At 75.6% G+C, this 25,705-nt stretch carries 24 protein-coding genes; 7 read left to right on the forward strand and 17 right to left on the reverse strand.

Annotated features, from left to right (window positions below):
- Positions 1–1,471: heavy metal translocating P-type ATPase (locus tag ACFC0B_RS39000; RefSeq protein ID WP_376097680.1), on the reverse strand; the 1,471-nt coding region annotated here is incomplete at its 3' end.
- Positions 1,472–1,592: 121 nt separating this feature from the next.
- Positions 1,593–1,868 (reverse strand): heavy-metal-associated domain-containing protein, encoded by a 276-nt coding sequence (locus ACFC0B_RS39005; protein WP_376097683.1) that lies wholly within the window; start codon positions 1,866–1,868, stop codon positions 1,593–1,595.
- Between the two features lie 192 nt (positions 1,869–2,060).
- On the opposite strand from ACFC0B_RS39005, the gene ACFC0B_RS39010 reads away from it, so the two are divergent.
- Together ACFC0B_RS39010 and ACFC0B_RS39015 are read left to right on the forward strand one after the other, a co-directional pair.
- The gene (locus ACFC0B_RS39010; protein WP_376097686.1) at positions 2,061–2,342 is read left to right on the forward strand and encodes a metal-sensitive transcriptional regulator; all 282 of its coding nucleotides are present in this window, start codon (positions 2,061–2,063) and stop codon (positions 2,340–2,342) included.
- Positions 2,343–2,430: 88 nt separating this feature from the next.
- Positions 2,431–3,432, forward strand: coding sequence for a hypothetical protein (locus tag ACFC0B_RS39015; protein ID WP_376097689.1), 1,002 nt, complete (start codon positions 2,431–2,433; stop codon positions 3,430–3,432).
- Between the two features lie 88 nt (positions 3,433–3,520).
- Here the strand turns inward: ACFC0B_RS39015 and ACFC0B_RS39020 are convergent, their stop codons facing one another.
- Both ACFC0B_RS39020 and ACFC0B_RS39025 read right to left on the reverse strand, forming a co-directional pair.
- Positions 3,521–4,315, reverse strand: coding sequence for a metal-dependent hydrolase (locus ACFC0B_RS39020; protein WP_376097692.1), 795 nt, complete (start codon positions 4,313–4,315; stop codon positions 3,521–3,523).
- A gap of 424 nt (positions 4,316–4,739) precedes the next feature.
- Positions 4,740–6,038: a DUF418 domain-containing protein gene (locus ACFC0B_RS39025; RefSeq protein WP_376097695.1), complete on the reverse strand. Its 1,299-nt coding sequence runs from the start codon at positions 6,036–6,038 to the stop codon at positions 4,740–4,742.
- A 97-nt stretch (positions 6,039–6,135) separates the two neighbouring features.
- On the opposite strand from ACFC0B_RS39025, the gene ACFC0B_RS39030 reads away from it, so the two are divergent.
- The 3 genes from ACFC0B_RS39030 to ACFC0B_RS39040 all read left to right on the forward strand — a co-directional run bounded on the left by ACFC0B_RS39030 (position 6,136) and on the right by ACFC0B_RS39040 (position 11,927).
- A complete protein-coding gene (locus ACFC0B_RS39030) occupies positions 6,136–6,759 on the forward strand; it encodes a GNAT family N-acetyltransferase (protein WP_376097698.1) in 624 nt (207 codons plus the stop codon).
- A 174-nt stretch (positions 6,760–6,933) separates the two neighbouring features.
- On the forward strand, positions 6,934–7,440 hold the full coding sequence (locus ACFC0B_RS39035) for a hypothetical protein (protein WP_376097701.1): 507 nt from the start codon (positions 6,934–6,936) through the stop codon (positions 7,438–7,440).
- A complete protein-coding gene (locus tag ACFC0B_RS39040) occupies positions 7,437–11,927 on the forward strand; it encodes a hypothetical protein (protein WP_376097704.1) in 4,491 nt (1,496 codons plus the stop codon). Before ACFC0B_RS39035 ends, ACFC0B_RS39040 begins: the two co-directional genes overlap by 4 nt.
- Before the next feature lie 67 nt (positions 11,928–11,994).
- Here the strand turns inward: ACFC0B_RS39040 and ACFC0B_RS39045 are convergent, their stop codons facing one another.
- From ACFC0B_RS39045 to ACFC0B_RS39065, 5 genes are all read right to left on the reverse strand, one after another.
- Positions 11,995–12,429 (reverse strand): PPOX class F420-dependent oxidoreductase, encoded by a 435-nt coding sequence (locus ACFC0B_RS39045; RefSeq protein WP_376097707.1) that lies wholly within the window; start codon positions 12,427–12,429, stop codon positions 11,995–11,997.
- Complete coding sequence (locus ACFC0B_RS39050; RefSeq protein WP_376097710.1) at positions 12,426–13,364, reverse strand: NAD(P)-dependent oxidoreductase; 939 nt, start codon at positions 13,362–13,364, stop codon at positions 12,426–12,428. Before ACFC0B_RS39050 ends, ACFC0B_RS39045 begins: the two co-directional genes overlap by 4 nt.
- A gap of 63 nt (positions 13,365–13,427) precedes the next feature.
- A complete protein-coding gene (locus ACFC0B_RS39055) occupies positions 13,428–14,072 on the reverse strand; it encodes a response regulator (RefSeq protein ID WP_376097805.1) in 645 nt (214 codons plus the stop codon).
- The gene (locus tag ACFC0B_RS39060; RefSeq protein WP_376097713.1) at positions 14,024–15,361 is read right to left on the reverse strand and encodes a sensor domain-containing protein; all 1,338 of its coding nucleotides are present in this window, start codon (positions 15,359–15,361) and stop codon (positions 14,024–14,026) included. The genes ACFC0B_RS39055 and ACFC0B_RS39060 overlap by 49 nt, the downstream gene beginning before the upstream one ends.
- A gap of 22 nt (positions 15,362–15,383) precedes the next feature.
- The gene (locus tag ACFC0B_RS39065; protein WP_376097716.1) at positions 15,384–16,448 is read right to left on the reverse strand and encodes a CPBP family intramembrane glutamic endopeptidase; all 1,065 of its coding nucleotides are present in this window, start codon (positions 16,446–16,448) and stop codon (positions 15,384–15,386) included.
- A gap of 204 nt (positions 16,449–16,652) precedes the next feature.
- Here ACFC0B_RS39065 and ACFC0B_RS39070 point away from each other — a divergent pair, with 204 nt between their 5' ends.
- The gene (locus ACFC0B_RS39070) at positions 16,653–17,525 is read left to right on the forward strand and encodes a GNAT family N-acetyltransferase (RefSeq protein WP_376097719.1); all 873 of its coding nucleotides are present in this window, start codon (positions 16,653–16,655) and stop codon (positions 17,523–17,525) included.
- A 48-nt stretch (positions 17,526–17,573) separates the two neighbouring features.
- Here the strand turns inward: ACFC0B_RS39070 and ACFC0B_RS39075 are convergent, their stop codons facing one another.
- The 8 genes from ACFC0B_RS39075 to ACFC0B_RS39110 all read right to left on the reverse strand — a co-directional run bounded on the left by ACFC0B_RS39075 (position 17,574) and on the right by ACFC0B_RS39110 (position 24,465).
- Positions 17,574–17,876 carry a DUF1905 domain-containing protein gene (locus ACFC0B_RS39075; RefSeq protein ID WP_376097722.1) on the reverse strand — a complete coding sequence of 101 codons (303 nt, stop codon included), beginning with the start codon at positions 17,874–17,876 and terminating at the stop codon, positions 17,574–17,576.
- Positions 17,877–17,954: 78 nt separating this feature from the next.
- Positions 17,955–18,473: a GNAT family N-acetyltransferase gene (locus ACFC0B_RS39080; protein WP_376097725.1), complete on the reverse strand. Its 519-nt coding sequence runs from the start codon at positions 18,471–18,473 to the stop codon at positions 17,955–17,957.
- Between the two features lie 342 nt (positions 18,474–18,815).
- Entirely contained in the window at positions 18,816–19,388 is a 573-nt protein-coding gene (locus tag ACFC0B_RS39085; protein WP_376097728.1) for a dihydrofolate reductase family protein, read from the reverse strand.
- An 82-nt stretch (positions 19,389–19,470) separates the two neighbouring features.
- Positions 19,471–20,217, reverse strand: coding sequence for an SRPBCC domain-containing protein (locus ACFC0B_RS39090; RefSeq protein WP_376097731.1), 747 nt, complete (start codon positions 20,215–20,217; stop codon positions 19,471–19,473).
- Positions 20,214–20,843: an ArsR/SmtB family transcription factor gene (locus ACFC0B_RS39095; RefSeq protein WP_376097734.1), complete on the reverse strand. Its 630-nt coding sequence runs from the start codon at positions 20,841–20,843 to the stop codon at positions 20,214–20,216. Before ACFC0B_RS39095 ends, ACFC0B_RS39090 begins: the two co-directional genes overlap by 4 nt.
- 307 nt (positions 20,844–21,150) lie before the next feature.
- Positions 21,151–21,363, reverse strand: a complete 213-nt coding sequence (locus ACFC0B_RS39100; protein WP_376097737.1) for a cold-shock protein — start codon at positions 21,361–21,363, stop codon at positions 21,151–21,153.
- An 84-nt stretch (positions 21,364–21,447) separates the two neighbouring features.
- Positions 21,448–23,415 (reverse strand): hypothetical protein, encoded by a 1,968-nt coding sequence (locus ACFC0B_RS39105; protein WP_376097740.1) that lies wholly within the window; start codon positions 23,413–23,415, stop codon positions 21,448–21,450.
- Between the two features lie 306 nt (positions 23,416–23,721).
- Positions 23,722–24,465 (reverse strand): hypothetical protein, encoded by a 744-nt coding sequence (locus tag ACFC0B_RS39110; RefSeq protein WP_376097743.1) that lies wholly within the window; start codon positions 24,463–24,465, stop codon positions 23,722–23,724.
- A gap of 175 nt (positions 24,466–24,640) precedes the next feature.
- Here ACFC0B_RS39110 and ACFC0B_RS39115 point away from each other — a divergent pair, with 175 nt between their 5' ends.
- Entirely contained in the window at positions 24,641–25,663 is a 1,023-nt protein-coding gene (locus ACFC0B_RS39115; RefSeq protein WP_376097746.1) for a LuxR C-terminal-related transcriptional regulator, read from the forward strand.
- The last annotated feature ends 42 nt before the right edge of the window (positions 25,664–25,705 follow it).

Here is a 25,705-nt window from a genome sequence, read left to right on the forward strand (position 1 = left end):
CGGCGGCGACGGCGGCGGCGATCGGGTGCTCGGAGGCGTGCTCGACGGCGCCGGCCAGGCGCAGCGCCTCCTCCTCGGTGACGCCCTCGGCGGTGCGGACGGCGAGCAGGGTCATCCGGCCGGTGGTGACGGTGCCGGTCTTGTCGAGGACGACGGTGTCGACGCGGCGGGTGTTCTCCAGGACCTCGGGGCCCTTGATGAGGATGCCGAGCTGGGCGCCGCGGCCGGTGCCGACGAGCAGGGCGGTCGGGGTGGCCAGGCCCAGGGCGCACGGGCAGGCGATGATCAGTACGGCGACGGCGGCGGTGAAGGCGGCGGTCCAGCCCTCGCCGGTGCCGAGCCAGTAGCCGAGGGTGGCCAGGGCCAGGGTGATGACGACCGGCACGAAGACGGCGGAGATCCGGTCGGCGAGGCGCTGGGCGGCGGCCTTGCCGCTCTGGGCGTCCTCGACCAGCTTGGCCATCCGGGCGAGCTGGGTGTCGGCGCCGACCCGGGCGGCCCGGACGACCAGGCGGCCGCCGGCGTTGACGGTGGCGCCGGTGACGGCGTCCCCGACGCCGACCTCGACCGGGACGGACTCGCCGGTCAGCATCGAGGCGTCGACGGCGGAGGCGCCCTCGACCACCACGCCGTCGGTGGCGATCTTCTCGCCGGGGCGGACCACGAACAGCTCGCCGACGGTCAGCTCGCCGACCGGGACGCGGACCTCGGTGCCGCCGCGCAGCACGGTGACGTCCTTGGCGCCGAGTTGCAGCAGCGCCTTGAGCGCGGCGCCCGCGGTGCGCTTGGAGCGGGCCTCGAAGTAGCGGCCGGCCAGGATGAAGGCGGTGACGCCGGCGGCGGCCTCCAGGTAGATGTTGGACGAGCCGTCGCTGCGGGCGATGGTGAACTCGAAGCCGTGCCGCATGCCGGGCATCCCGGCGTGGCCGAGGAACAGCGCCCAGAGCGACCAGAGGAAGGCGGCGCCGGTGCCGAGCGAGACCAGGGTGTCCATGGTCGCCGCGCCGTGCCGGGCGTTGGTCCAGGCGGCCTTGTGGAAGGGCCAGGCCGCGTAGGTGACGACGGGGGCGGCGAGGGTGAGCGAGAGCCACTGCCAGTTGTCGAACTGGAGGGCGGGGACCATCGCCATCGCGATGACGGGGACGGCCAGGGCGAGCGCGGTGATCAGCCGCTGACGCAGCGGGGCGAGCTCGTCGGCGGGCTCGCCGCGGCCGTCCGCGTCGGCGGGGTCGGGGGTGGCGGGGCGGGGCACGGCGGCGGTGTAGCCGGTGGCCTCGACGGTGGCGATCAGGTCGGCGACCTCGACGGCGCCGGTGACGCTGACCCTGGCCTTCTCGGTGGCGTAGTTGACGGTGGCGGTGACCCCGTCCATGCGGTTGAGCTTCTTCTCGATCCGGGCGGCGCACGAGGCGCAGGTCATGCCGCCGATCTGGAGTTCCACCTCGGTGGAGGCGGGTGCCTGGGTGGTCATCTGGGCTCCTCGTGGGTCGTCGGTGGGGCGGGCGGGGCGGGTTCAGGTCCGGGGCCCGATACCCCCTGGGGGTTCGGGAGGCATGGCTGGGCGGGGCTCGGGCCCCGGGCCCGCCGGACGGTCAGACCCGGCCGGTGAGCTCGTAGCCGGCGTCGTCGACGGCGGCGCTCAGGGCCGCGTCGTCCAGCTCCGCGGCGGCGGAGACGGTGACCAGGCCGGCCGCGACGTCGACGCTCACGGCGGTGACGCCGGGGAGGGCGGAGACCGCCTTGGTGACGGCCTGCTCGCAGTGGCCGCAGGTCATCCCGGCGACGGTGTAGACGGTGGTGACCGCGAGGGGGTCGACGGTGACGGTCGCGCCGGTGGAGCAGGTGCCGTCGGTGGAGCAGCAGGACATGGGTTCCTCCAGAGGATCGATCGGAGCCGGTGATACCTGGCGGGGGTATCCCTCGGCGATGACTCCTTTATACCCCTGGGGGGTATGCCGCGCAACCCTTCGACCGACGCGACCCATCCTTGACTCCATACCCCCAAGGGGTATCTAATCGGAGGCGTCGGAGAACCGGCTCGACGATCTCGGGAGGCCCCCATGACCGGCTACCACCACGAGAAGGACCAGGTGCAGCGCAGGCTGCGCCGGGTCGAGGGCCAGATCCGCGGACTGCAGCGGATGGTCGACACGGACAGCTACTGCATCGAGGTGCTCACCCAGATCTCGGCCGTCACCAAGGCGCTCCAGTCGGTCGCGCTCCAGCTGCTCGACGACCACCTCGGCCACTGCGTCCAGGACGCCATCGCCAAGGGCGGCGCCGACGCGGACGCCAAGGTCACCGAGGCCTCGCAGGCGATCGCCCGCCTGATGCGGGCCTGAGGCGCGCACCCGGGCCCGCCCTGTCCGCCGCCTCCGCCCACGCCCACGCCCCTACCCGCGCCCGCACCCGCGCCGCAAGGAGTCCGCCATGAACACCGCCCTGAAGATCGCCGCCTTCGCCACCGGGGTGAGCACCGCCTTCGGCGCCGCGTACGGCGTCGGCCACGTCACCGGCGACGGCACGCCCGACCCGCGCCCCACGAGTGCCGCGCACGCCGGGCACACCCCGGACCCGGCCGCGACCGCGGCGGCCGCCGAGCGGCTTCCGGGCGGTCTGCAGATCTCGGAACGCGGCTACACGCTCGCCCTGGAGAACCCCTTCGTCACCGCCGGCAGCCCGACCGAGCTGCGGTTCCGCGTCCTCGGCGCCGACGGTCGGCCGGTCACCGACTACCGCCCGGCGCACGAGAAGGACCTGCACCTGATCGTCGCCCCGCGCGACCTCGCCACCTTCCAGCACCTGCACCCCGTCCGCGCCGCCGACGGCACCTGGAGCGCGCCCGTCGCCCTGCCGGCCGCCGGGGAGTACCGGGTGTTCGCCGACTTCACCCCGGCCGCCGACGCCGAGGGCCTGACCCTGGGCGCCGACCTGCACGCCGCCGGGGAGCTGCGCCCGGCCCCGCTGCCGGCCACCGGGCGGACCGTCACCGTCGACGGCTACACGGTGACCCTGGACGGCGAGCTCACCCCGGGCCGGGCCGGGCGGCTGACGCTGAGCGTCGGCCGGGACGGCCGCCCCGTCACCGACCTCCAGCCGTACCTCGGCGCGGCCGGCCACCTGGTCGCGCTGCGCGCCGGCGACCTCGCCTACCTGCACGTCCACCCCGACGGCCACCTGCCCGAGGGCGCCGCCACCGCCGGCGGTCCGGCGATCACCTTCACCACCACGGCGCCCAGCGGCGGCGAGTACCGGCTGTTCCTGGACTTCCGGCACCAGGGCACCGTACACACCGCCGCGTTCACCCTCCCGGTCGGCGGCACCCCGGCGCCCGCCCCGACCACCGGGGCTCCCGCTCCGGAGGCGGCCGCCCCGACCACCGCACCGACCACCGCACCGACCGGTCACGACGGCGCGGGACACCGGCACTGACCCCGCCCCGGACACGCGGAGCGGGCCCCGCCCCGGAGGAGTTCCTCCGGCGCGGGGCCCGCTCGCGGTTCACCGCACGGCGGCCCGCTCAGCCGAAGTAGCCGAGCGCCCCCACCGCGCACAGGCCGCCGGCGCCCATGAACACCGGCATCAGCACCTTCAGCTCCACCCAGCTGCCGGCCCGGAACCGCATCCCCTTCGGCGGCCCGAGCGGGTACCAGCGCTTGCGGCCGATCGGGATCGGCCACAGCACCGGGCAGCCCGAGACGGTCAGCGCGTCGCCCAGGCAGTGCACCAGCGCGCCGAGGGTGATCGGCAGGCCGATCCACAGGTACTCCTGCCCCGGCTGGTCGAACAGCCAGAGCGCGCCGTTGCCGGGCTTGTCCAGCACCCCGGTGATCACCCAGGTGCCGGCCGCGCCGAGCAGCCAGACCAGCACGTCGCTGGAGACCCGGGCCTGGCGCCACAGCAGTCCCTCGATCGCCAGCACCATGTGCACGAAGAGCACCGCCAGCACGCCCCACCGTCCGCCGTACACGGTGACGGCCGACGCGCCCGCGCCGCACAGCACCGCCCAGACCCAGGTGTGGGTCAGCGTGCGGTGGCCGCCGGAGCGGCGCGGGTCGTGCCGGCTGCGGGTCGCCTTGTAGACGGCGTAGGAGAGGTTGTCAATCACCTCGCAGAGGATCCGCGACACCGGGCCGAACGCCCGGGATATGGTCGCCGCCTTGTGGTCGAGGTCCGGTGCCAGCGCGGCGCCCGCGCAGATCAGCGCCCCCGTCAGCAGCACCGGCCAGGGCATCGGTTCGCCCATGGCCTCCGCTATCGCCCCCACGCCCAGCCACGCCGCCGCGCCGGACAGCGAATGCGCCGGTCCCATCATCTTCTCGGCTCCCGCCCTCGTCCCGAACCGCCCATCGCGAGGGCTTCGCGAGGGCCTGACGGGGCGGCAGCATAGTCGCCCATGATCGAAAACATCGGAAGCCGTGAATTCACCCGAATGGCGGATGGGATTCAGCGGCGAGGGGGAGGCCGCCGAGCAGGCATGCTGACACATCGTCACCCCTGAGGAAGGTTTTGCGGCCCGGGCGCGTCGCGGGCGCCCCCGGCGTGCGCCCGGGCGGACCGCTCCGGCAAGTGGCCCGGGGAATCCCTGCCGAACCGGTCCTTCCCGGCGGTCCGCCGGACCCCTGCGCCCGATCGGGCGACCAGCGCCGTGGACTTCCCCTTCGATCCCGGCCGCCTGTTCGCCCGGATCACCTCCCGCTGGACGGGGCCCGGCCCGGGGTGTGCACCGCCGCCGGACTTCAGCCGCGCGGTCCCCGGGAGCCCGGCACGGCCGCCCGTCCGCCCTCCGGAGCGCCGCCCTCCACGGCGCCGGCCTCGGCCGCGCCGCGCCAGCGCGGCCAGGACAGCGTGGTGAGCGCGCGCAGCAGCCACTCCACCGGCCCGTACGGGTGCCGGGCCAGCCACCAGCGGCAGCACACCGCCTGCGCCGCGAACAGCGCGACGCCGATCGCCGCCACCCCGGCCGGCGCCACCCGCCCGACCAGCCCGGCCCCCACGCCGGTGAACACCAGCACGCAGACCAGCGACTGCGTCAGGTAGTTGGTCAGCGTCATCCGCCCGGGCGGCGCCAGCACCGCCACCAGCCGCCGCCCGTGCCGCCCGCGGGCGAGGCGCAGCACGGTGGCCGCGTACGCCGCCGCCAGCAGCGGCGCGGTGATCACGTCCACCCCGAGCGCGAACACCTGGGCCGCGGCGCCGGGGTGTCCGAGCGCCGACCAGGTGTAGACGCCCGCGCCGAGCAGTCCCAGCGGGAAGCCCACGGCCTGCAGCCGGCGCAGCGTCCGGTCGTGGCGGGAGAGGTCGCTCAGCGCCCGGTGCCGGCCGGCCGCCAACCCGAGCAGGAAGGCCGCGAGGGCCGCCGGCGCCTGGAAGAACACCAGCAGGAACGCCACGCTCGGCAGTTGGTCGAGGTGCGCCCCGACCACCGACCCGAGGCCGCCGCGCAGCGCCTCGGTGGCCCGCTGCGCGTCGGCCGCGGCGGCGGCCGGGTCGCGGTCGGCGGCGCCGCGCAGGGCCGGCGCGAGCAGCAGGTAGGCGGCGGAGGTCACCGTGAGCAGCACGACGGCCGTGCGCACCGCGGTGCGCGGCCGGATCCGGTGCAGGGCGAGCAGGATCAGCCCGAGCGTCGCGTAGGTGGTGAGGATGTCGCCGGGGAAGAGCAGCACGGCGTGCAGCCCCCCGAGCACGAACAGCCCGGCCAGGCGCCGCAGGAAGCGCGGGGTGAAGCGGGCTCCGCGCCGTTCGGCGGAGTCCAGTTGCAGGGTGAAGCTGTAGCCGAAGAGGAACGAGAACAGCAGGAAGAACTTGGCCTCGAACAGCAGCGCCACCACGGCCCGCACGCCGGTGTCGAGCGGCGAGCCGAAGCCGGGCTCGTCGACGCCGGTGCCGTGGAAGGCGGAGGCGAGGTAGGTGATGTTGACGGTCAGGATGCCGAACAGCGCGAATCCGCGCAGCGCGTCGACGTCGGCGAGCCGCCCCGGACCGGCCCTCCCCCGGTCCGGGGTGGTGGTGGTCGTCGCGGATCGGGTGTGCTCCATGGAATCCCCTCCAGAACTATCGCCACGGAAACTCTCGTTTCGAGAATGAACGTTATATGCTCGATCGCGCAAGTCCGAGCGAGAGGGGCGCACCACCATGGGAACCACGGACGGGAACGGCGGACCGACGCTGCTGCGCGCGGTGCCGGCCGGGGCCGAGGCGCGGGTCGCCGCGCTGTACTGGGAGGCGTTCGGCCGCAAGCTCGGCCCGGCGCTCGACCCGCCCGAGGCCGGCCGGGCCTTCCTCGCCGAGCACCTCCACCACGACCGCGGCATCGTCGCGGTGCACGGCGGGGAGGTCGTCGGCGTCGCGGGCTACCGGCTCGGCGGGCGCGGCCTGACCGGCGGCGACATCGGGGACGTGCTCGCCGCGTACGGCCTGTTCCGCGGCCTGCCCAGGCTGGCCGTCCTCGCCCTCTTCGAGCGCACCCCCGAACCGGGCGAACTGGTCATGGACGGCATCGCCGTGGACGCCGGGCGGCGCGGCCTGGGCATCGGCGGGCGGCTGCTCACCGAGGTCGCGGCGGTCGCCGCCGAGCACCGCTGCCACCGGGTCCGGCTCGACGTCATCGACGTCAACCCGCGCGCCCGCGCCCTCTACGAGCGCCACGGCTTCACCGCCGCCCGCACCGAGCGGACCCCGTACCTGCGCACGCTGCTGGGCTTCGGCGCGGTCACCACCATGCTCCGCCCGGTCACCCCGGCCGACGCCCGCGCCTGACCGCCGGGCCGCACGGTGGTGCGGCCGGCGGTGCGCGCGTGCCGCCGTGCGCCCCACCGTGTGCTGCCGTGCTCCCTGTCGCACCCGGGTGACGGCCGTCAAGATGGTCCGCGCCCTGCTGGGCCGGAAGCGGGGCGCACGAGTCCGGACGAGCTGCTGGCGGGGGTAACGGCGATGGCACAGGTGTTCATCACCATCGGGAACGACACGACGGTCGGGAACGGCGCGGACGGGGACGGGGACGCGGACCTCCACGACCTCGCCCGCTGGCTGGCCGACGAGCCGGCGCTGCGCGGCCGGGTCCGGACCTGCCGCGGCGGGCCGCCCGCCGCCGGCTCCATGGGCACGGTCAGCGACCTGCTGATCGCCGTGCTGGAGCCGGGCGGGGCGGCCACCGTGCTCGTCGGAACGGTCGTCACCTGGCTACGCGGCCGCCGGGAGCGGCGGACCGTCACCATCCGGCTGACCGACGGCACCGAGGTGACCGTCTCCTCCGACCGGGTCGGTCGGCTCGGCCCGGAGGAACTGGCCGCCATGGTCCGCGCCGTCGCCGAGGCCGTCGAGCCGGACGGCACCCGTCCCTCCGGGGCGCCGGAAGGCCCCGCCGTGCCCGACGGACCACCGGCCGGGGCGGATCCCGGCGACGACCGGGCCCGCCGCGACCGGGCGGAGGAACCGTGAACGGGACCCCGCCCGGCCTGGGCTCGCTGCCCGGCGCGCACGCGATCCTGATCGGCACCGGACAGCACCGGCCCGGCTCCGACCTGGAGGCGCTGCCGGCCGTCGACCGCACGCTCGACGCCCTCCAGTCCGCGCTCCAGGAGGTCTGCGGCCTGCCCGCCGCCCGGATCCACCGGGTGTGCCCCCAGGAGGACCAGACCGAGGTGCTCGCCACCGTCGAGCGGGTGGTCGCCGAGGCCTCCGGCGTGGTCGCCCTCTACTACGTCGGCCACGGGCTGCTCGGCCCCAACGACGAGCTCTACCTCGCCACCTGGCACGTGCGGGCGGAGCACGAGGTCGCGCACGCCGTGGCCTACCGCACCGTCCGCGACCTGCTCGGCCGGGCCCGCGGCGGCAGCATCGTGGTCCTGGACTGCTGCTACTCCGGGCGGGCCGCGGTCCCGCTCGGCGGGCCCGACCCGGCCCCGTTCGCCCGGCTCTGGCCGGTCGGCAGCTTCCTGCTGGCCTCCGCGCGCAACTTCGCCCAGTCCTTCGCACCGCCCGGCGACCTGCACACCCGGTTCAGCGGACGGCTGCTCAGGGTCCTCACCGAGGGCGACCCCGAGGGGGCGCCGGCGCTGACCATGGACAGCCTGCACGCCGTCCTCGCCCGGCGGGCCGAGCACGAGCCGGTCCGCCCGCGCGCGCACAGCGAGGGGGACATGGGCACCCTCGCCATCGCGCCCAACCGCGCCTACCGGCAGGCCTTCGACGGTCACCGCGAACCCCCCGGCAACGTGCCCTGCCCCTATCCGGGCATGCGGCCCTTCCGGCTGAAGGAGAGCCGCTACTTCTCGGGCCGCGCCGACCTGATCGAGCAGCTGCTCGACGTCGTCTGCGACCGGGGCAGGCCCGGCCCGGCCGTCCTGGTCGGCGCTTCCGGGGCCGGCAAGTCCTCGCTGCTGCGCGCGGGCCTGCTGGCCGGCCTGGCCGACCGGCACGGCCGGGGCGACCCGGACGTGCCCTGGCCGGTCCTGGAGGTGCCCAACCCCGGCCCCGCGCCGATGGCCGCCCTCACCCGGCAGTGGGCCCAGCTGACCGGCCGCGGCGCGGAGGACGTGCAGGCCGCCTTCGCGCTCGGCCGCTTCCCCGCCCCGCTGCCCGGGCACTCCGCCTGCCGGCTGCTGGTGGTCGACCAGTTCGAGGAGGTGTTCACCCGCTGCGAGGACGAGGACCAGCGGGACCGCTTCATCGACCTGCTGTGCCGTCCGGACGTCCCCGGCCGGCCCGAGACCGTGCTGGCCCTGCGGGCGGACGCCTACGGCCACGCGCTCGCCCACCCCGACCTCGCGGCCGCCCTGGAGCGCAACCAGCTGGCGGTGGAACCGCTGAAGGGCACGGCGCTGCGCGAAGCGGTCGAACAGCCCGCCCGGGAGGCCGGGCTGACCCTGGAGAACGGCCTGGTCGACCGGCTGCTGCACGACCTGCGGCAGGGCGGCGGCAGCCACGAGCCGGTCGAGGGCCTGCCCTTCCTCGCCCACGCGCTGCACGAGACCTGGCAGCGGCGCAGCGGCGCCGTCCTCACCCTGGCCGGCTACCAGGACACCCGGGGCATCTGGCACGCGGTGGCGAACACCGGCGACAAGCTGCACGGCCGCCTCGACGCCACCGGGCGGGCCGCGCTGCGCGACGTGCTGCTGCGCCTGGTCCACCTGGACGCGGACGGCGGGGCGCGGCGCCGCACCGCCGACCTGCCCGCGCTGCTGGAGGGGCGGCCGCCGGAGGAGCGGCGGGCCCTGGAGGACGTGATCGAGGCGCTCGACCGGGCCCGGCTGATCACCAGGTCCGAGACCGGCGCGCAGATCTCGCACGAGGCGCTGCTGCGCGGCTGGCCGCTGCTGGGCCGGTGGATCCGCGAGTCCCGGGCGGACCTGCTGCGCCACCAGGAGATCGCCGAGAGCGCCGCCGCCTGGGTGGCCGACGGGCGCCGCGCCGGCGGCCTGCTCGCCGGCAAGCGGCTGGAGCGCCTGCTGGAGCAGCCCGCCGACGGCCCGGGCCTGCCGCTGGCCCCCGTCGAACGCGAGTTCCTGGAGACCAGCCGGGCCGCCGAGCGCCGCAGACGCCGACGGCACCGGCAGCGGCGGGTGCTGGCCGTCGCGCTCGCGCTGGCCGTCACGGCGGGCGGGACGGTGGCCGTGGTCGGCGGGGTGCGGGCCCGGGCCGAGCGGGAGAACCGGCGGGCCGCGGTCACCGCCTCGCAGCGGCTCGCCGACCAGGCCGAGGCGCTGCGCTCCGAGAACCCCGGCGAGGCCCTGGACCTGAGCCTGGCCGCCTACCGCGCGGCCCCGACCGCCGAGGCCCGCGGCGCGCTGCTGGCCTCGGCCCTCCAGCCGGTGCAGGCCCGGCTCACCGGCCATTCGGCGTTCGTGCTCGGCCTCGCCTTCAACAGCAGCGGCCGGACCCTGGCCAGCGCCGCCGCCGACGGCAGCGTCCGGATCTGGAACACGGCGGACCGCTACCACCCCTCCCCCGGCGAGGTGCTGGAGGCCCGGGGCAACGCGGCGCTCGCCTGGCACCCGGACGGCACCCACCTGCTGGTGCACACGCCGGCGGACCTCTCGGTGTGGGACCTGGAGGACCCGTCCCGCCCGCGCCTGGTCTCCCGGACCGGCGCCGGCGCCGACGCCGACCCGGTCACCTCGCTGGCGCCCAGCGCCGACGGGACGGCCCTCGCGGCGGCGACCAGCGGCGGGAAGCTGCGGATCTGGGACCTGCACGACCTGTCCCGCCCCGCCTCCGCCTCCCTCACCGCCGTCGACCCCGGCCCGGAGCCCGCGCCCGTCGCCTCCGTCTCCTTCCACCCGGACAGCCGCACGCTCGCCCTGGCGGTGCCCGGCGGCCAGGTACGGATCCTCGACGTCTCGGACCGCGGGAACCCGGGCTCGCCCCGCGAGTTCGCCAACGCCGCGTCGCAGGCCGTCGCCTTCAGCCCCGACGGCCGGCGGCTGGTCGGCGCCGGGGGCACCGGGCTGCACCTGTGGGACACCTCCGACCCGGCGCACCCGTCCGCGCTGCCCGACCCGGCCCCCGGCCGGGAGGGCTACCAGTCGCCCTCCTTCCCGGCGGGGAACCCGGTCCTGGCCACCGTGACCCGCAAGGGCCGGGTGGCGCTCACCCGGATCGACGACCCGCCCTCCGCCCCGCGCGAACTCCCCGGCGGCTCCGGCCTGCGGACCGCCGCGTACGCGCCCGACGGCCGCACGGTCGCCGCCGGTGACGAGAGCGGCACCATCACGCTCTGGAACCCGCCGGTGCAGAGCCTTCCCGAGGCCCTCACCGGTCTGCCGGACGAGGGGGAACCGGTGTTCTCCGCCGACGGCCGCTACGGGGTGGGCCGCTCCGGCACGATCTGGCGCTTCGACCGGGACGGCCCGCCGGCCCCCGTCGGCACCGTGCCGGGGGCGACCGCGGAGGTGCGCTTCCTGCCGGGCCGCGACGTGCTGATCGGCATGACCGGCCCCGGGCTGCTGCAGCTCTGGTCCTTCGCCGACGGCACGGCGCGCCCGGCGGGCACCATCCCCGTCCCTGGGGCCCCCGCGGGCCCGCCGGTCGTCGGCGCGAGCGCGGGCAGCACGGTGATCGCCGTGTACGAGGGGACGCCGCCGACCATCGGCCTGTGGGACATCCAGCAGGTCCACCATCCGGTGGCGGTGGCCACGATCCCCGACCAGTACCCCAACACCGACGCCCGGCTCACGCTCTTCGGCGCGAACGGCCGCCGGCTGGCCGTCACCCACGTCGCCCAGTTCAGGATCCTGGACCTCACCGACCCGAAGCACGCGCGGCAGCTGTCGCTCGTCCGGGGGCGGTGGCAGAGCCTCAGCACCAGCGGGGACGACTGGCTGATCGTCAGCATCGAGGTGATCGCGGACGAGGCGTCCCGCTGGCCGAACACCGCCTGGGTGCCCGGGGCGGACGGCGAGGCCACCCGGCTCGCCGTCGGTCCCCGGCTCGGCGCCGCCGCCCGCTACGTCCGCGCCCGGACGATCGCCGCCCTCACCGACCTCGGGCAGCCGTTCCTCACCGATCTGGACGACCCGGGCAAGCGGCACGCGCTCCCCGGCGGGCTGAGCCGGCTGACCGCGCTGGCCGTCGACCCGACCGCCGGGGTGCTGGCCGCCTGGGGATCGCCGGAGCCCGGCGGGGCGCCGCTCGCGCTCTGGCGGCTCCCGGCCGCCGGCGCCCCGCTCGGGAGCGCCGAGCTGATCGCGCAGACCCGCCTCGACCGCTCCGGCCTCACCCTGGAGGGGGTGCGGCCGGGCGACGGCGCGCTGCTGATCGGGCTCCCGGCGGGCCCGCTGGCGCTGCTGGGCGCCCAGAGCGTGCTGGTGCCGGCGGACTTCGAGCGGCTCCGCCGGGACCTCTGCGCGGTCCGCACGGTCCGCTACGCCCGGGCCGAGTGGGAGAACACCTTCTCGGACCTGCCGTACGCCGACCCCTGCGGCTGACCGACCCCTGCGGCCGACCGGCCCCGCGGGCCGGACCGGAGTGCCGGGGTGCCGGCCCCGGGGCGGGTCAGCCCAGGTGCGAGCCGTAGACGTGGTCGACGGCGAGGACCATGAGGACCCTCCGGTCGGCGACCATGGCGGCGCGGTACTCGTCCCAGTCCGGGTGCTCGCCGGCGGCCCGCCGGTAGTAGTCGACCAGGGCCTCCACCGCCGGCCCGGCGGGGTCGGTCGACGGGCCGAACAGGGTGACCGTGCCCTCGGCGGTCGCCCAGGCCCGCCCGTCGGCGCGGGTCACCTCCAGGGCGGCGCGCGGGTCGCGGCGCAGGTTGGCCGTCTTGGCGCGGCCCTCCGCCATCGAGACGTAGAGCCGCTCGGCGGCCCGGTCGTAGTACGGCAGCACGGGCGAGAGCTGGGGCCGCCCGTCGGACTTGAGCGTGGCCAGCACGCCGAGGCGGCTCTCGGCGAGCAGGGCGCGAGCGTCGAAGGTCGTCATGGCGGTCATTCTCCACCGTCCGGCCCGGCGGGCGGCGCGGGTCGGCGGAACTGCTCGACCAGTGCGGCGTAGCCCGCGCCGCCCTGCCCGGCCGCCAGCGCGCGCCCGGCCAGGGACCTGAGCAGGTCGGGGAGTTCGGTGCTCACACCGAGGGCCGCGCTCTCCTCGGCGAAGTGGTCCATCGCGGCGGCGTGGGTCTCCAGGGTGGCGTCGTCGGCCGGGTAGGCGCCGGCGTCGATCTGCCGGGCGTAGTCGGCCAGCCAGCCGGCCACCGTGACGGTCGAGCGGGCGGCGAGCGGGGCGAAGGCCGTCGCGTCCACGCCCGCCGCGCCGAGCAGGGCGGCGCCGTGCAGGAAGCCGTTCAGAACGCTCCACATCAGCCCGAGCACGGCGGCGTCGTGCAGCGCGGACAGGCCGTGGTCCTCGCCCAGGTGGGTGGTGGCGTCCGGGGCGAGGCCGCGCAGCGCGGGCGCGACGCGCTCGAAGTCGGCGTGGGCGCCGCTGTACACCACCACGGCCTCGGGCGTGCCGATGGCCGGCGGCACGGCCAGGATCGCGCCGTCCAGGTACCCGCCGCCCGCCGCGGCCACCCGGGCCGCGTGCTCCCGGGCCCCGGCGGCGGTGCCGGAGGTGAGGTCCACCAGGACGCGGCCGGCGAGCAGGCCCGGGCCGGCGGCGTCGAGGCGGTCGAGCAGGGCGCGCACGGCGGTGTGGTCGGAGACGCAGACCACCACCAGGGCGGCGGCGCCCACCGCCTCCTCGGGCGTGGCCGCGGGGCGGGCTCCCCCGTCGGCGAGTTCGGCGGCCTTGCCCGGGGTGCGGTTCCACACCGTGGTGGGGTGCCCGGCGCGCAGGAACGCCCCCGCCAGGGCGCGCCCCATCAGCCCGAGGCCGAGCACGGCCACGGGGAGGTCTTTCGCTGATCCGTTCCGATCGTCGGTCATGGCGCCATCCTTGACCTTCACACCGGTGTGAGAGTCAAGCGGATGCCGCGCATTGACGGCCCGTCATCTCTTGAGGTGGGCGAGCACGGCGAGGACGCGGCGGTTGTCGTCGGCGGAGGCCTCGATCCGGAGCTTGGCGAAGATGCTCGCGGTGTGCTTGGCGACGGCGCTCTCGCCGATGTGCAGGGTGTGCATGATCGCGGCGTTGGAGCGGCCCTCCGCCATCAGCCGCAGCACCTCGTGCTCGCGCGGGGTCAGCTCGGCGGTGTTGCCGCGGGCGTCGCTGCGGGCCAGCAGCTTGGCGATCACCTGCGGGTCCATCACCGTGCCGCCGCCCGCGACGGTCCGCACCGCGTCCACGAACTGGGCGGTGTGGGTGACCCGGTCCTTGAGCAGGTAGCCGATCGCCCCCTGGCCGCCGGCCAGCAGCTCCTGCGCGTAGAGCTGGTCGACGTACTGGGAGAGGATCAGCACCGGCAGGCCGGGGCGCGAGCGGCGCGCCTCCAGGGTGGCGCGCAGGCCCTCGTCGGTGAAGCTCGGCGGCAGGCGGATGTCGACCACGGCGACGTCCGGCTCCTGCTCGCGCAGCGCGCGCAGCAGGGCCGGCCCGTTGTCGACGGCGGCGACCACGTCGCAGCCGTGCTCCTGGAGGGTACGGATCAGGCCGTCCCGGAGGAGGAAGAGGTCTTCGGCGAGGACGACGCGCAGGGGATCTCGCAGGGCATCTCGCACGGTATCTCCAGGGTCACGGTGGTCGGGCCGCCCGGCGGGCTGTCCAGGGCGAGGGTTCCGTCGACGGTGCTCAGCCTGCGCACCACACCGCGCAGGCCGGTGCCCCGGTCCTGGCGGGCGCCGCCGTGGCCGTCGTCCGCGACGACGACGCGCAGCCTGCCGTCCGCGTGCGCCAGGCGGACCGTCACCTCGCGGCCGCCCGAGTGCTTGGCCGCGTTGGCCAGCAGCTCGGCGACGGCGAAGTAGGCGGCGGTCTCGACCGGTGCCGGGAGGCGCCCCGGCAGGTCGGCGGTGACGTGCACGTCGAGGAAGCTGTCCAGCGCGAGGGAGCGGACGGCGTCGCCGAGGCCCCGGTCGGTGAGGATCGGCGGGTGGATGCCGTGGACCAGGTCGCGGAGGTCCTGGAGCGCCCGCGCCGAGCCGGCCCGCACCTCCCGCAGGAGTTCCCGGGCGCCGACCGGATCGGTGTCCAGCATCCGGGTCGCCTCGTCCAGGGCCATGCCGACGGCGACCAGCCGGGCCTGCGCGCCGTCGTGCAGGTCCCGTTCGATGCGCCGCAGTTCGTCCGCCCGGGCGTCCAGCGCCTCGGCCCGGGTGTCGGTGAGGTGCTCGATCCGCCGGACCAGTTCGGTGGTGTACGGCGCGGCGAGCGCCCGGGCGCTCCAGCGGGCGTGCAGCTCCAGCGCGGCGGGCGCCAGCCGCAGGCCCGCCCCGGTGAACAGCAGGCCGAGCACGGCGGCGGCGAGCATCGAGCCGGTGGAGTCGACGAGCACGAAGGCGTACCAGTTGCTGGGGCCGAGCCACGGCCAGACGAACGGCTGGACGACCGCGCCGAACAGCCCGAACGCGACGAGCCAGAGCGGCACCGCGACCAGCAGACCGCCGGTCCACGGCTCCAGCCACGACCACCTGAGGTCCCGCCAGAAGCCGTCGTCGCCGAGGATGCCCACGGCCCGCCGGCTCCGCGGGCCGCCCGGGGGCGGCAGGGGCTCGGGCGGGCTGATCCTGGTCCCCGTCCAGCGCTCCGTCCAGGAGCGGTAGCGGTCGGACAGCCGGCGCAGCGCCGTTGCCGCGCCCGGCAGCAGCGGCCGGCCCACCCCGATCGGGAGCAGCATCAACGCCCCCACCACCAGCGCGCCGACCGCGCTCACCGCGAAGGAGTACAGCGAGAGCCGCTGGCAGCGGGCCAGCGCCCGCAGCTGGGCGCGCGCCGAGGGCACCGCCTCCGCGTCGGCCCCTGCCGTCCCGCCCCGCCCCGTCGCCATGCCCGCCCGTCGCTCCGTCACCTCAGCGCGCCCCGTGGCGCGCCGCCGGGATCCTATCCGGCGCGGCCGGCAGCGGCCGGTCGAGGTGCGGGTGGCCGGGGTGCGGATGGCCGGGGTGCGGGTGTCCTGGCTGCGGGTGGCCGGGGTGCGGGTCGCCGGGCTGCGGGTGGCCGGACTGCGGGTGACCGAGGTGCGGGTCGCCGGGCTGCGGGTGGCCGGACTGCGGGTGGCCGGGGTGCGACGCGCTCCGCCGCCGCCGGGCCCGCAGCACCCACGGCACCGCCGCCAGCAGGCACGCGACGCCGAACAGCACCATGGGCAGTGCCGCGCCGTCCTCCTCGTCCATCGTCAGCAGCATGCCCAGGTTGACCAGGGTGTGGAAGCCGCCGGCGAGCAGCAGCCGGTGCGCCCGCACGCCCTCCAGCGCCAGCCCGAGGACGACCGACATCGCCACCGTGCCCAGCAGGAAGCCGGCCGCGTACGCGGGCGGGGCCGCGAACACCTGGACGTGCCAGACGCCCCAGAGCAGGCCCACCACGACCGAGGCGGCGACGGGCCCGAGGCGGGTGCGCAGCAGCGGCTGGAGGAAGCACCGCCATCCGATCTCCTCGCCGCACGCTCCGACCAGCTGGGCCAGCAGGACCAGCGCGAACGGGTGGGCGAGGGAGCGGGGGTCGGTCAGCCGGGCGTCGCCGTCGAGCAGCGCGTAAGCCCCGGCGGCCAGGAGGATGACGAGCGGCGCGGTGAGCAGCAGCAGCCGCCCGGTCCGGCCCGGGCCCGCCCACGCCGTGTCGGCCCAGGCGGTGTCGGGTCGGGCGGCCTCGGCCCAGGCGGTGTCGCTCCGGGCGGTCCGCGCGCCGGTGCCCGCCCCGGCCAGCCGCCCGCGGATCCGCTCCGGCCACACCAGCGCCGCCACCAGCACCGCGGCGGCCGGGCCGAACTGGGTGAGCTGGACGACCTCCTCCGGGATCCCCGTCGCCGGCTGGAGCGCCCCCAGGGCGCCGGCGGCGGGGAACGCGACGGCGAGGAACACCGCCGCCTCCGCCTTCCACGCCGCGCGCTGGTCCCGTTCTCCCCGTACCCGCATGTCGTCCGCCTTCCGGTCCGCTCGATCGCGTGCTTCCTTCGGCGTCGACTCTTCCGTTCCGCGGATCCCGGGCCATTACGGGTAGCTACCCAAGCGGGGTACACCTAGCTACACCCCCCGCGACCGGTTTCCGGGCGGCCGCCAGTGGGTACCGTCCCCCGGCTCGTCACTCTGCGAGCGTTTCCGCCCTTCCCTGGAGAAAATTTGTCGATTCGTGTCACCGCTCTGACCGACCCTGCTCGGACCGCGTACAGCCGACGGCTCGTCTGGCTGGCGGCCGACGGCGAGGGGAACCCGGTCGGGACCGCCTCCCTGCACCTGCCGGCCGATCCGGGGCAGGCCCACCTGGCCGAACTGGCGGTCCGGGTGCACCCGGCGGAACGGCGCGGGGGCGCCGGGTCGCGGCTGGTGGAGGCCGCGCTGGCGACGGCGCGGGCCGAGGGGCGGCGGGCCGTGGTGGCACCGGCGGAGCACGGGACGGCGGGCGAGGCCTTCCTGGCGGCGCACGGGTTCCGCCGGGCGCTGACCCTGCGGCACGCGCGGCTGGACCTGACGGCGGCGGGCGGACAGGAGGCGGCCGGAGCGGCCCACCCGGACTACCGGTTGGTGTCCTGGGACGGCACCGTCCCCGACGGCCTCGCCGCGTCCTACGCGGCCGCGCGCCGGGCGATGGACGACATGCCGATGGGCGAGGTCGACCACGGCACGACGACCTGGGACGTCGAGCGGCTGCGGACGGTGGCCCGGGCCGTCGCGGAGCGCGGCGAGCACCTGCACACGGTCGCGGCCGTCACCGCGGCCGACGGCGCGATCGCCGGGTTCACCGAGCTGGTCGTCCCGGCCGACGGGCTCGGCGACGGCCTGCACTACGGCACCGCCGTCCTGTCCGCGCACCGCGGCCGCGGGCTCGCCCGGTGGATGAAGGCCGAGGCGATCCGCCGGGCCCGCGACCGCCACCCGCTGCTCACCGGCCTGGTGACCGACACCGCCGAGGACAACTCCCCCATGCGGAGCGTCAACGATGCCCTGGGCTACCGGCCGACCCACGAGACCTACCGGTACCAGCGGCTTCTGTAGCGGGCCGGCCGTCCGGCGGCCGCAGCGGCCCCGGCGGCCCCGGCGGCCTCAGAGGTCGATCAGTTCGACGGTGACGGTGGCCGTGTCGCCCGGTTCGAGGTCCTCGGCCTTGCGGACGGCCCGCTTGACGGGCAGGACGTAGCAGCCGCGGGTACTGTCCGGGAAGATCGACGTCTGCCAGGCGCTGCCGCCGAGCGTGGCCCGCACCCGCAGCGAGCCGAAGCCGCGGCGCGGCCCGGCGGCCACGTCGCGGATCTCCTCGGACGCCTCGACGGGCAGGCTGACGAAGGTCCAGCTGTCGGCGCGCCGGGCGTCCCAGATCCAGAGCTCGGCCTCAAAATCGAACACCACCTGCCCAGCATCGCACGCGCCACCGACAACCCGGCCGTTCACGCGCCCCGGAGCGCCCGGAGTGCCCGTCGCGCCCCGTCACATGGGCAGGGAGTGCAGTCGCACGGCGCCCTCGGGGAACCGCTCGCCCTCCCGCAGCGGGAACCACAGCGTGCGCAGCGGCATCACCACCGGGCCGGCGGGCTGCTCGACCTCCACGGGTCCCTCCACCGGGTGCCAGCCGAGGCGTGCGTAGAGGCCGGCCACGTCGGGGCGGCAGAAGAGGATCGCCGTCCGCGGCCCCAGGGCGCGGGCGCGGTCCAGCGCGCCGTCCACCACCGCGCGGGCGAGGCCGCGCCCGCGCCGGTCGGCGGCGACGGCCACACCGCCCAGTCCGACGACCTCCGTTTGCCGGCCGCCCGCCGTCACCGGCAGGACCACCAGCCCGGCGTGCGCGACGAGCGGGCCCCCCGGTTCCGCGCGGATCCCGAAGTGGTGCTCCTTGGGCCGCCAGGTGAACCCCAGCTCGGCGACCCCGAACGCGTCCGGGGCGTCACCGAGGATCTCGGCCATGTCGTAGCTCTCCAGCGGCACGACGGTGTTCTGAGGATCGGTCATCCCCGCATGCTGCCATCCCGGGACGCCCGCCGGAACGGGCGGGGCAGCCTCGGCCGGAGGCGAGCCGGGAGGTCCGGTCGGCACGTGGAGGACGGCGGCCCCGAGGAGTGGGCGGGAGCGCTCGCCCGACCGACCTCCGGCCCCCGTACTGCGGCGGGCGGGAACGGTGCCGCCCCGGGGCCGCTGGTGCGGGTCGGCGGGTGGTGGCCGGTCGGGGACGGGCCGGGCCGCACCCACCTGGAGTTCACGCCCGAGGGCATCGCCCCGCCCGCCGACGCCGGGCCGGGGAGGCCAAGCCCCGCCGGCTCCGGGAGCCGGCGGGCGGGCGGAAGCGGCGCGGGGTCAGCGGACCACGTCGAAGACCTGCTTCTGCAGACCGTTGGAGTAGACCGCGTGCTCGACCAGCTTCAGCTTCTGGGCCTCCTTGTCCGTGCCGCTGAACAGGCGCTTGCCCGCGCCGAGCAGCAGCGGGTAGACGAGCAGGTGGTAGCGGTCGACGAGGCCGGCGTCGGAGAGGGCCTGGTTGAGGGCCGCGCTGCCGTGGACGATGATCGGGCCGCCCTCGGTCCGCTTCAGGGCGGCGACCTCGTCGAGCGAACGCAGGATGGTGGTCTCGCCCCAGTTCGCCACCAGGTCGTCCTCGGTGAGGGTGGTGGAGACGACGTACTTCGGCAGCTCCTTGTAGCGGGCGAACTCCGCCATGTCCGGCCAGACCGGGCTGAAGGCCTGGTAGCTGACCCGGCCCAGCAGCACGGCGGTGGCCTCCTCCTGCTCCCGGCCCTTGATCTCGTAGGCCTCGGGGACGAACTCGATGTCCTTGAAGGTCCAGCCGGAGTTGCGGTAGCCGGGTTCACCGCCGGGGGCCTCGACGACGCCGTCGAGGGAGATGAACGCGGTGCTGATCAGGGTGCGCATGGTGGTTCCTCGGTGAGCGATGGTGAGCGATGGTGAGCGGTGGTGGACCGTGATGGGCCGTGGTGGACGGTGGTGGGCGGGATCAGGCGAGGACTCCGGTCAGCCACTGCTGCCAGGCGGACTCGGCGGACTCCGCGGACTCCGGGTGGGGGCCGAAGAGGTGGTGGAACATCAGGACCAGTCCGGCGCTGTGGTGGAAGGTGTAGAGGCCGTCAGCGGTGCGGACGGCGAAGCGCTCGGCGTCCGCCCAGACCACCTCGCCCTCCAGCGGCGGCAGTCCGGCCGGCTCGGCGCGCAGCCGCGCGCCGACGGCGGGCGGGAGCGGCAGGGCGAGCGCGCGGGCCAGGGCCGCGCGGAGCTCCTCCGCCGGCCGCCCGGGCACCGACCCGACGGCGAAGACCGGGGTGCCGGTGCGGCCCGGGAAGTGCGCCAGGTACTCGCGCAGGGTGTGCAGGTGGAACGGCCAGCCGCGGCGCAGCGCGTCGTACTCGTCCTCCCAGTCGTCGCCGAGCAGACCGCTGTGGACGACCCGGAGCACGGTGGCGGCGCCCTCGCGGCCCTCGATGAGGTACTCGAAGGCCATGAAGCGGCCGTTCTCGGCGGTCGCGGTGCGGGTGGCCAGGCGCTTGCCGGGCTCGTAGGCGGTGATCACCGCCTCCTCGCGGTGGCCGCCGATCCGCATGGCGGCGGTGCCGCCCTCGCGCGGGTCCAGCTCGTTGCGGCCCATGAACCAGGAGTCCAGGCCCGGGCCGGTGGCGATCGCCTCCCAGACCTCGTCCGGGCTCGCCGGCAGGACGGCCTCCAGCGCGATCTCGAACGGGTGGGTCATCGGTCGTTCTCCGGTCCTGGTTCGGGGGCGGTGTCCGGGCCGGCCGCCGGCCCGGGGATCTGATGGAGTCCGGCGACCACCCGGTGGGTGCGGCCGCCGGGGGCCGACTCGTCGTGGTAGCGGCTGACCAGGACGGCGACCGCCTGGGCGAGCTCGTCGGCGAAGGCGGTGCGGTCGGCCGCGGAGGCGAACCGCACCTGTGCGTCGATGCCGAAGGTGGCGACCCGCCGCCGCGCCCGGGCGGCGCCGGTGAGCAGCGTGCCCACCTCCTGCACCAGCCGGGAGCCCAGCGCCAGCAGCCACCGGGCGGAGAGCTGGTCGGGCGAGCGGGACGGGTCCGGGCTCACGGCGGCCAGCACGGCGGGCGAGATCACGTAGGAGGAGGCGGTGGCCCGGTACACCCGTTCGGTGACGTTGCCCTTGCGCCGTTCCTCGGCGAGTTCGACCAGTCCGTGCCGTTCCAGTTCCTTCAGGTGGTAGTTGACCTTCTGCCGGGGCAGGCCCAGCCGGGCGGCCAGCATGGCCGCCGAGCCGGGCTCAGCCAGGGCGGCGAGGATCCGGGACCGGATGGGGTCCAGGGACGCCTCGGCCGCGGCGGGGTCTTCGATCACAGCGACGTCCAGCACGTCTCCAGAGTGCTGCCGACAAGAAAATTTGTCAAGGAAAAAACTCCTGTCGGTGGCGGCCGGCCCAGGGCCCCGACCACGGACGGGATCACCCTCTCCGGGCGCCGGGGCCGGGACGCTCCGCTTCGGCGGCTCCTCGGCGAGGCGCGGGTCGGCGTCCGGTGCAGGTCGGCGTTCGGTGCAGGTCGGCGTCCACCGCTTCGCCGGCACGGGCGCCGTCGGCTCCGGCCTCCCGCCGGAGGACGGGGCGAAAAACCGACCGGGGCTCACGCGCGTGCGTGAGCCCCGGTCGCGACAGCTTCCGGCCTCAGCCGACGACCTGGACCTTGTCGGCCTGCATGCCCTTCTGGCCCTGGACCGCCTCGAACGTCACCTTCTGCCCCTCGACGAGGGACTTGAAGCCGCTCCCCTCGATCGCCCTGAAGTGCACGAACAGGTCAGGGCCGGACTCCGGGGTGATGAAGCCGTAGCCCTTCTCGTCGTTGAACCACTTCACAGTGCCGTTCTCACGCTCGGCCATGTCTTCTCCTTGCACGCGGATCACGCTGACCGCGCCAGTCTCTCACGCAGTGGCGCCACTCCGGCACGAAGCGTAGCGGCGCCGTCAGCTGTCCGCGTGCAGGTTCCCGTGGACCCGGAGGTCGGCCTGGATCGCCACCTTGTCGTCACCGGTGTGCAGGATCCAGCCGACGCCCTCGCTGCGGACGGACAGGTGCTTGTTGGCGTTCACCTTCCCGTGGAAGAGCGACTCCCCGCTGACCCAGAAGTTGCCCTGGATCGCCACCTTCTCGTCGTTGGTGTGGATGATCCACCCGGCTTCCGCGCTGCGGACCGACAGGTGCTGGTTGGCGTTGACCTTCCCCTCGAAGACCGACTCCCCGTGGACCGTGAGGGCGTGGTCACCACTGGTCGTCAGCTTGCCCCCGACCGTCAGGTCGCTCGCGCTGACCGTGCCGCCGACCTCCAGGTTCCGCAGCGGCCGGACGTCGCCGTGGACGGTGAGGTCGCCGTCGACCACCAGGCTCCGGTGGGCGTGCACCTCGTCCTCGGCCTCCAGGCGGCCACCGACCGTCAGCCCGCCCTGGATGGTCAGCTGCTCCTTCACCAGCGCGCGGGCGGTGACCAGGTCGTCCAGGTCCGCCTTGCCGGCCGCGACGGTCCCCCACTGCCGGCTCCCGGCGCCCTGGAAGACGTTCAGCCCGGCGGGCGGGAACTCGATCCACCCCGTGCTGCTGTCCCGGCCCTGCACCCACGAGGTGTTGACACCGGTCACGTCGACCCGGTGCGCGGTGACGGTGCCCTCCTCGCCCTGCGGGCCGTGGAACACCTTCACGCCGCTCTCCGGGAACTCGATCCCGCCGTCGGCGTCGCCGCGGCCCCGCACCTGCCGCGCCTTCACCGTGTCGGCGTCCACGGTGCCCAGATCCCGGTTCGGGCCGTGGAACACCTCGATGCCCGTGTCCGGGAAGTCGATCCACCCCGCGCTGTCGGTGCGTCCCTGCACCCACTTGGTCTTCACGCTGTTCACGTCGGCCGAGCCGGCGGTGACAGTGCCCGCCTCGCGCTGCGGGCCGCGGAAGACGTTCACACCGCTCCCGGGGAAGTCGATCCCGCCGTCGGCGTCGCCCCGGCCCCGCACCAGCACCGTCTTCACGCTCTGCACGTCGACGCTGTCGGCCGCGACCCGGCCCGGGGTGTGGCCGTCGTTCTGGACCTCCACGCCGTCCGACTCGAAGACGACCCGACCCTTGGCCGTCGTCCCCTCGATCCACGGCGTGCGCGTGCCGCTCCCGAACTCGGGGACCAGGGCGTGGACGGTGGTGGTGAGGAAGTAGCCCGCCCGGGGCAGCCCGGCGCCGGCCGCGCCCGCCACCAGGGTGTAGGTGGTGCCGCGCTTCGGGGCGTCGAGGAACGGGGCGTAGTCGTCCTGCGTCACCACCGCCTGGCCGGACGCCGGCACGTGGTGGACCTCGGCCCCCGCCGCGTCGAGGACCCAGTAGTCGAGGTTGCTGGGCCCGTCCCACCTCAGCACGAGGGCGTCGCCCGCGTCCCCGTCCAGCAGGGAGCTCTCCGCGCGGAAGTTGCGCGGGGCCTTCGAGGTCTGCTTGGCCACGGCCAGGACCGTGGTGTAGTGCCCCGACCGCTCGGGCGTTCCGCTGTCCCCGCCCTCGGACTTCTCGTGGATGCTCAGGCAGACCAGGCCCTCCTTGCCGGAGACGGGGATGTTCTCCAGCTTCAGGATCAAGGCCTCCTCGCGGCGCAGGCTCACCGGGTCGCCGGAGGGGCCCGACGCCCGGAACGTCGTGGCGCCGGCCCGCACGAAGGTCGGCTCCGAACGCCACTTCCGGGTCCCGGTCTTGCTGATGCCCGGCCTGATCGCGTCGGGGTCGTCCGTCAGGTGTTCGGCGTCCTTGCCGACCGGGATCTCGATGTCGATGTAGTACCAGTCCACCGCGGCCTGGTGGGTGTTGGAGGCGATCACGTACACCGTCCCGACCGACGGCACCCCGTCGGAGGACACCTGGAGCGATGTCGGATCCGTGATGATCTCGTAGTTCAGCAGAGCGGGCACGATGAGGACTCCCTACCTCGGCGTTTCACACGATGCGGGCGGACGACGCGCAGTGGAGGACCGGTACCGGGGGAAGACGGGGAAGCGATGCCGACGAGCCTTTCGACGGTACGCCCCGACCCGCGGCCCACGAACCGCGATCCCGGGGAGCTGGCCCGAACACAACCCAGCCTGTCTTGAACCACGGTCAGGCGAAGGCGATATGACGTTCCGTCATCCCCCCGGGGTTGGGGGCAGAGCTCGGTCTCACCTCCCGCGCCACCCTCGGCGCCATGCCCGCAGACTCCGGCCGGCGGTGGCGTCCGATCACGCGTGGGAGCTGATCTCGCCGCCGGCGGTGAGGACGATCGGGATGTCGTTGGCGACGGCTCCGACGTCGTGCTGGTTCGCCTCCAGCGTGTCCATCACGGCGTTGTCGAGGCCGAGGATCTCCGCGCGGTAGTGGAGGTCGCCGATCTTCGTGACCTTGGCCGTCCAGCCGCCCGCGAGCTTGAAGGTGCCCGGCCCCTGGTGCTCGCCGCCCGTCCAGGAGTGGACCTGGCCGTCCAGCGAGAGGACGACGAACATGCCGTTGCCGTCCAGGCCGGCGTCGGCGTCCTTCGTCTCCAGCGTGGCCAGGACGGCGCCGTTGTGGACGATCCTGGCGACGTGGTTCTGGTTCCCGGTCGCCTGGACCTCGGCGGTGCTGCCGTCCACCAGCGGGAAGGTGTGGACCGGGCCCTTCGCCTTGGCCGTGCCGGCCGGCGCGGTGGTCCGCGGCGGGGTCGAGGCGGTCGGCGCGGTCGGCGCGGTGCGACCGGGGGTGCTGGTCGCGCCGACCGGGGTGGTGGGCGTGGTGGGCGTGGCAGCGGTGGGTGCGGTGGCGGCGGGCGTCACGGGCGCGACGGGCGTGGTGGCGGCGGGCGGTGCGGTGGTGACGGGCGCGGCGGCGCTGTTCGCGGCCGAGGTGGAGCCGCAGGCCGTCGCGACGGGGACGACCAGGGCGGCTGCCAGGACGGCTCCGGCCAGGGTGCGGACGGTGGTCGCGCGGCGGGTCGCCGAGGTGGGCATGCGGGTTCTCCTGAGCACGGGATCGGGTGAGGGGGCGCACGGTCGAACCTAGTGCGAACAGTCGACGGAATGACGCCTTCCATGTCACCGAACCGCTACGCCCGCGCGCTGGGATGACTCCTGGTCAGGCGGTGATCCGGCCGAGGAGGCGGGTCATCCGCTCGACGGTGTCGGCGTGGGACAGGGCCGCGGCCTCCACACGCTGCTGGCGGGCCCGCTCGGTTTCGACGGCGGCTGCTGGCACGGCACCGACCCGGCCACCGGCTTCCTCACCTCCACCGTCGCCGACGGGCTCGACCCCAGCCGGTTCGAACAGGCCGTGCACCTGGAGACGTTCGGCGAGGACACCACCAACTTCACCGCCATCCGCGCCGCCGGACACCGGGTGCAGACCCTCGACCGCGCCACCGACGGCCGCCCCGGCACCAGTGTCCGCTACCAGGAGCTGCTCCGGCCCTGCGGCTACGGGGACGAACTGCGCATCAACTTCGACTTCGGCGGGGGCCACTGGGCCAGCGTCGCCCTCATGCGCGGACACCGGCGCGGCCGCTACGGCCCGGCCGAACTGCGGCTGGCCGAACGCATCATCACACCCATCGGCGCCGCCCTGCGCAACGCCCACCTGGTGACGCTGCGCCGCGCCCGCTCCGACCGGTCGGAGCGGGCCGGCCACCCGCCGGCCGTCGCGATCCTGGACGCGCGGGGGCGGCTGCGCTCGGCCGACGCGGCAGCCCGCGAGCTGATCCGGCGGATGGCCGAACCCGTCTCCCGCGCCGGCGCCGTGCCGACCGGCTTCCTCACCGTCGCCAGCCGGGCCGCACGCGGCACCGGCGGCTCGGAGGTCCGGCTCTGCACCCTGGACGGCCGGTGGTTCGCGCTGTCCGCGTCCCCGCTGGACGGCGGGGACGGCCGGGACGGCGAGGTCGCCGTCGTCATCTCCCCCGCCTCGCCCCTGCACCGGCTGCCGGTGGCGCTCCTCGCCCACGGCCTGTCCCCGCGCGAACGCCAGGTCGCCCTGCACGCGGTGCGCGGGAGCAGCACCAAGGACATCGCCACGCTGCTCCACCTGACGGCGCCCACGGTCCAGCAGCACGTCACGGCCGTCCTGGACAAGACCGGCGTGCGCAACCGGCGCGAACTCGTCGCCCTCCTGGCGGCCGATCACCTGCCGACGCTCGCCCTGCCCCCGAGGACGTAGCGGGGATCGCCGGAGGGGTGGCCGGTCGGCCCTCGGGCCGAC

This window comes from Kitasatospora sp. NPDC056184 (genome assembly GCF_042268405.1).
Lineage (GTDB): Bacteria > Actinomycetota > Actinomycetes > Streptomycetales > Streptomycetaceae > Kitasatospora.